We start from the raw sequence: 5740 nt of genomic DNA on the forward strand, positions 1-5740 counted from the left end.
TCCGCCATAAACGTCTTCCCAGGTCAGTGAACTGCCGTGTTGAGAGAACGGCGGAAGTTCCCTTTCTGCCCAGCCAAGTCCTATGGTACCTCCAATCCTGTATACCGGCTTCAACTGCTGAAGGTCCATCCCTTTCTTTTCCCGGACAACCTGTTGATATTCGTGGCCAACAAAAAACCGGAGCCAGTGCTTTTCAGATCTCCGTTCGGCAGTTATGGTGTTTGACGTGATAAAATAATCACTATTATCACCGTTGGTGAGCAGAAAGCCATTATCATTTACACCATATTCCTTGCCTGAAAACGAACGTGCGTCTGCATAATACCTCCCGGAGCCCCGTATCATATTGCCGGCATTGTTGGAGGAGATGCTGAGCCAGCTGGCAGGCCGGTAAGTCAGCTTCACGTTTCCCCAGAGATTATTCTGCCGGTATGCTTTGCTGTTATACTGCCGCTCAAATAAAAAATTGGGCTGTTGGTCGTCCGGGATGCCAACCGGGTTTAGCCATGGCTTTAATGCGCCATTTACGTCATAAGGCGATAACCAAAAAGGCAGTTCCTGCAAAGCGGGAAGCACCACTGGCTGTGTTTCCTGGTCAAACATAGCATTAAGCCCGGCGCTCAGTGAAAATTTCCTGCTTAAGCGCTGATCCAGGTTCAGGCGAAAGGAGGTACGCCTGAGACCATTGTCCCTGATGGTTCCCTGTTCATAATAGTGCCCCATAGCAAAGTAGTAACGGGTGCCGGCACTACCTCCACTGGCAGAGATATTTATTTCCTGTAAACGGGAACGCACATAGTAATATTTACTCCAGTCAAATGAGTGCACGAGGCTCTCCTCAATTGGTAATATTTTATTCAACAGTTCCGGCAGGGAGCTAACATTGAACTGGCGCTTCCAGCTGCTTCCGGATTCAGCCCATCCTTCGGTAAAGAAGTCCGTTGTTGCATGGAATAGCCCCGGTGCGTCCATCCACCTGAATTTGCCGCGGTTAGGGTAGTTTAATCCTGTTTTTGTTTCCAGGGCAAGGTGTATCTTTCCAGGCTTACCCCGCCGGGTTACAATGTCGATAACGCCTGCTGCTGCCCTTGATCCATAGATAGCTGTTGCTGCTGCATCTTTCAACACCACCAGTTCTTCAATATCTCTTGGGTTAACAGCATCTTTCAGCTCGGAATGGGGTGAAATAATCCCGTCAATTACTATCAAAGGTCCGAATGCCACCCTGGGAGCTACCGGATAAACGGTGCCATCATTTGTCACTTGTCCGGCTGCCTGTGCTCCCAGTAGTGTGCCCTGGCCTCTCATCAGAATTTTCCCCCCTGCTCCCACCGGGTTGGCCGAAAGCTGTTCCGTGATATAGACGCCTGCCATTTTTCCTTTGATCATCGATGCTGCATCAGCGCTGGTTACACCGTGCCTAATGGCTTCGCCTCCCAATTTTTGTAGCGAGCCTGTAAGCTCTTCAATACTTTTGACGGTATACCCGGTTACGATGGTAGTTTTGAGGTCTATGACGTTTTCCTCTAAAGTTATAACAGCCGGCATTTTGCCGCTAACCTTTACGTGCTGGGTTTTATATCCGATAAGGCTGAAGCTGAGCTGATCACCCGAAGCGGCATGAATGTCATAAGCTCCCTTCTCCCCGGTAACGCTGCCGGCTTCACTGGTCTGGTTGCGTATCGTAACACCTGCCAGGGGCGTTCCCCAGGTGTCCAAAACCCTGCCGCGAACCAATAGGTCAGCTTTAGCCGGCGCCGCTTGCCCAGGTGAAGGCCTATGTACCGTTACGGTCTTTCCTTTAAGGCTATATTGAAGATGGGTCGTTTTTTGAAGAAGGTCCAGCATCTCAGCCAGGGTCCTCCTTTGTGGGGGGAAAGTGACTTCTATTCCAAGCGACATTATTTCGGTGGGATATAAAAAAACGACATTATACTTTTCCCCGACGCGGAAAAAGGTTTCTTCGAGACTGGCCCCGTTGAGGCCCAGCGATAACTGGTCCTGGGCTGCAGCCTGCCGGGCAAAGAATAGGATAAGGATGATCTTGAATTGCCAAAAATTCAATTTTCTAATCATATCTTAAAACAGGGGACGGCTGTATACGGGTGCGTCAAACCTATTGTTGTATACCGGTAATTTCAAACACATCGCCATTCTTATTCACTTTCATATTTAATATCCCGGAAAGTGTTTTTTCCAGTTCCTGCATTGGCGGTGCTGTTACTCTTGCGGTAATCCCGTATTGAAGTAACGTAGTATCCTTTACGGTTATCGTGCAGTCATAAAAATCTTCAATCTGTTGTATTGCCTGGTGTAACGGGGTATTGGAAAAAACAAAGCGTTTCTCCCTCCAGGAACTGATACCGGATGAATCTGCGGTTTTATGTAATACAGGCGCTTTGCCGGGGGTAAACTCCAACATTTCGCCGGGCTTCAGCAACTGATCGCCATATTGTTTATCCCGGAAGCGGGCAAGAACGCTTCCCTGCGCTAACATAACATTGGTGACTGAATGACGAACCTTCACATTAAAGGCAGTTCCCAATACCAGCAGGTCAAGGTCTGGTGTATGTACAATGAAAGGACGGGAGTCCCGGCTAACATTAAAATAGCCCTCACCTTTTAACCACAGCTCCCGTTTCGATGTACGGTTGAAGTTTTTATGATAAGTAAGACTGCTATTTGCATTCAGCATAATGTTTGATTGATCGGCCAGCACAAGCTCCTGTACATCAGCCCGGCCCGTTTTAATGGTAATGGCCTTGCTGTTCAGCCACCACAGCCCCAGGGAAAGTACTATTAGCACAGACGCTGCAGCGATCCACATCTTTCTTAAAGGCATGCGGCGTACAACCGTTTCTGGCACTTCCACACCGGATTGTATGCCGTTCCAGATACGCTGGTACCGCTGGTGATCCGGAGATGTTTCAATAAACTTTAACCTGCTGAGCAGTTGATGCGCTTCTCTTACCTCTTTCTCCTTATGAGGATAAGCGGATATAAAATGTTTCCAGAATTCCCTGTCCTGCGGATAATCCTTCTTTACCCACTCCTGAAAATCATAGTCAGCCAGAAAATCGGTCACCCCATACCCTTCATAGGTCTCTATTGAATGATCATTTTTCATACTCTATCTACTGCCATTTGAAGGTACAACATATAATTTACTGGAAAGAGATCTTTCCGGGGCTATTTTACCCATTGATAGCGATAATTTTTCAAAAAAAACACTGCTTATATACAGCAGCAACAGCAACAGTGTAATGACCACCATTTCCCTCAGCTTTTCGAGGCCTCTGAAAACCGTTTTATAGGTGGCCTTTAGCGAGATGCCCATAATATCAGCTATCTGGTCATAAGAAGCATCCGTATAAAAACGCAGATATAATGCTTCCTTTTGCCTGCCTGGTAATTGCAGCCAGGCCTTTTTCAGGTTTTCATCCATTTCAACCGTATTCTCTTCTGCAATTAACCGTGCTTCAACAGACAGTTCAGCGTCAAACACATACTCTTCATCCAATTCACTATAGACACGTTTAACTCTCTGGGATAGTTTTCTGAACAGAATATTCCTGAAAGATTTAAGCAGATAATATTCAACAGAATCGGGCACAGTTAAATTTTGCCGTTTTTGCCAGATGCGGATAAAAAGATCCTGGATCGAATCATCGATCAAATCATCTTCCCTGGTAAACTTCAACCCGTAATTGAATATATTATGTATATACCTGTTATAGAAATAGGTTAAGGCAGTCATATCACCATTCTGTAACAGTTGCCATTGATGACGCTCATCAACGTTTTGACCTTTGGGCATTAATAATGAATAGGTTTAGTAATATAAATCTACTAACTCTGAAATAAACGGCCAAAAATTAAACAGGTATGCGGCGGAATAATTCCATCTCAGGAAAAACAACAAAAAAATGACATTAAGCGCTGACCAAATTTTAATACACGCTGTCTCCTTTAATAGGAAAAGCCGGAAGTGTGAGTTCACGGGAAATATGTAATGGTCGCTGTTGGAGGAAGCCATGATGCTGTTACGCTCAAAACGCACACAGCTGAATGGGAAGCTATGGGCGAAAAGCCAATAGAAAATTCATACAACCAATTTCAAAAACCAACAAAATCGCGGAAGCATTGGCGCGTCTGGTTTCTACCGGTGGCGCGCCTGCTTTGCGATTAAAGGAAGGAATGCTTACGTAATGAAATAACCAACCATTCATTACAAGTTATTTCCCCGGGGGATCTTCCCGGGTTGGTTAACCGCATAGAATCAACAATTAAAAATCAATTCAACCAAAATGAAGAATCTCCGATGCTTAGCAGGTGGAAGCTTCTTGAATAGCCTGGCGGTATAATAATACGAACAGGCTTTCACGGGTTAACAAGTTGTAACCAATCTTCCCCAGCAGTTATTATCAATCATAAAATATCCCTGATCAATGTTTGAATTTTCCATTTGTGGCAGGAACAGACATATCATGCGCCCAACGGCGTATCCCGGCAAATTGTTATGTTTCCTGGTATTGTTGCACATAAGCATATCTGTTCATGCACGGCAGAATCCTGTAGAGCAGGCATCGCCCATTACGATCCGGGGGCGCCTTGTAGATGAGAAAAACAGGCCGGTGGCGGGTGGCACCGTAAAGGTAAAAAAAGGGAAGTCTGCAATTACCAGCGAGAAGGGGGAATTTATCATTTCCTGCACCGACAAGGAAACCATCGTCCGGTTCAGTTTTGTGGGCTTCCAGGAGAAATCGTTGTCGGTCGAAGCCCTTGCTAAAAATCCCGTGGTAAAGCTGGAGGCAGGCGTTAATACGCTCAGGGAATTCGGCGTTGAAAGCAAGAAGGCCGTGGGCACCAGGGTGGACCTGCAGCATAAAGGGCATCTCAATCTTGGCCAGGTGTTGGAAGGAGCTGTTCCCGGGCTGACGCTCCGGCGGGAAAACCAGACAAATACAGGCCCATTTAAAGCGTACACTCCTGATGGGGTACAGTCCCTTGAGGAGTACTATAAATCGATACTCAGTGTGGAAGATGTGGGAGAACTCTACCCAACTTTCGAAGATTTTAAAAGGGCCATCGAAAACGGGAGCTTTATAGGGATGTATACCCTCAATGTCAATAATGGTGACAAAATATCTCACGTGTTTAAAGCAGGAACAACTACCGGTAGTACCGGTGTTATTCCTGAATTACGAGGCGCCAATTCATTTGCGGGCGGAACGTCCGGAATGCTGGTGGTAATCGATGGTTTTGCCCGGGACGGCTTTCCTGCAGACATGCCCATGAACAACGTGGAGTCTGTTGAAGTTATCAGGGATCCTGAGGAATGCCTCAAATGGGGCGCCAAAGCTGCCGGCGGTGTAATTTTAATTACCACTAAAGCTCCTCAAAAAGGTAAGGCGCAATTTAATTACAGTAGCAATTTCTATTATACTCCGGCACCTGATATCAGCGCGGAAAAATTAAGGCTGGCATCCTCAGCAGATATGTTGGATTATTACAAAGAAGCCTATGATAAAGGTATTGTTGATTATTTACCAGATCTCCGCATGGGGGATTTTAGCATGCCTCCTTTGTTGTCTCCTGCCGAAATGCTCCTGTACAATCTTTATGTGAAAAATCTGCCACAGGCTTCATTTCAGCAAGCGTGGGATTCACTCGCGCTGATCTCCAACCGGGACCAAATGAGGCTGCTTCAGCGGGCCGAAATTCTTCAGAACCACTCGCT

Annotated in this window: 4 protein-coding genes; 1 reads left to right on the plus strand and 3 read right to left on the minus strand. The window is 46.3% G+C overall.

Features of this window, described 5'->3' with window-relative positions; all coding sequences use genetic code 11:
* From VIM72_RS03110 to VIM72_RS03120, 3 genes are all read right to left on the minus strand, one after another.
* On the minus strand, nt 1-2064 hold a 2064-nt coding region (locus VIM72_RS03110; RefSeq protein ID WP_332001407.1), incomplete at its 3' end, for a carboxypeptidase-like regulatory domain-containing protein.
* Nucleotides 2065-2116: 52 nt separating this feature from the next.
* Entirely contained in the window at nt 2117-3127 is a 1011-nt protein-coding gene (locus VIM72_RS03115) for a FecR family protein (RefSeq protein ID WP_332001408.1), read from the minus strand.
* A gap of 3 nt (nt 3128-3130) precedes the next feature.
* A complete protein-coding gene (locus VIM72_RS03120; protein ID WP_332001409.1) occupies nt 3131-3817 on the minus strand; it encodes a sigma-70 family RNA polymerase sigma factor in 687 nt (228 codons plus the stop codon).
* A gap of 631 nt (nt 3818-4448) precedes the next feature.
* On the opposite strand from VIM72_RS03120, the gene VIM72_RS03125 reads away from it, so the two are divergent.
* Nucleotides 4449-5740 (plus strand): TonB-dependent receptor plug domain-containing protein (locus VIM72_RS03125; RefSeq protein WP_332001410.1); only part of this gene is annotated, 1292 nt, incomplete at its 3' end.

This window comes from Chitinophaga sp., from assembly GCF_036569185.1.
In the GTDB taxonomy this organism is placed as follows: domain Bacteria; phylum Bacteroidota; class Bacteroidia; order Chitinophagales; family Chitinophagaceae; genus Chitinophaga.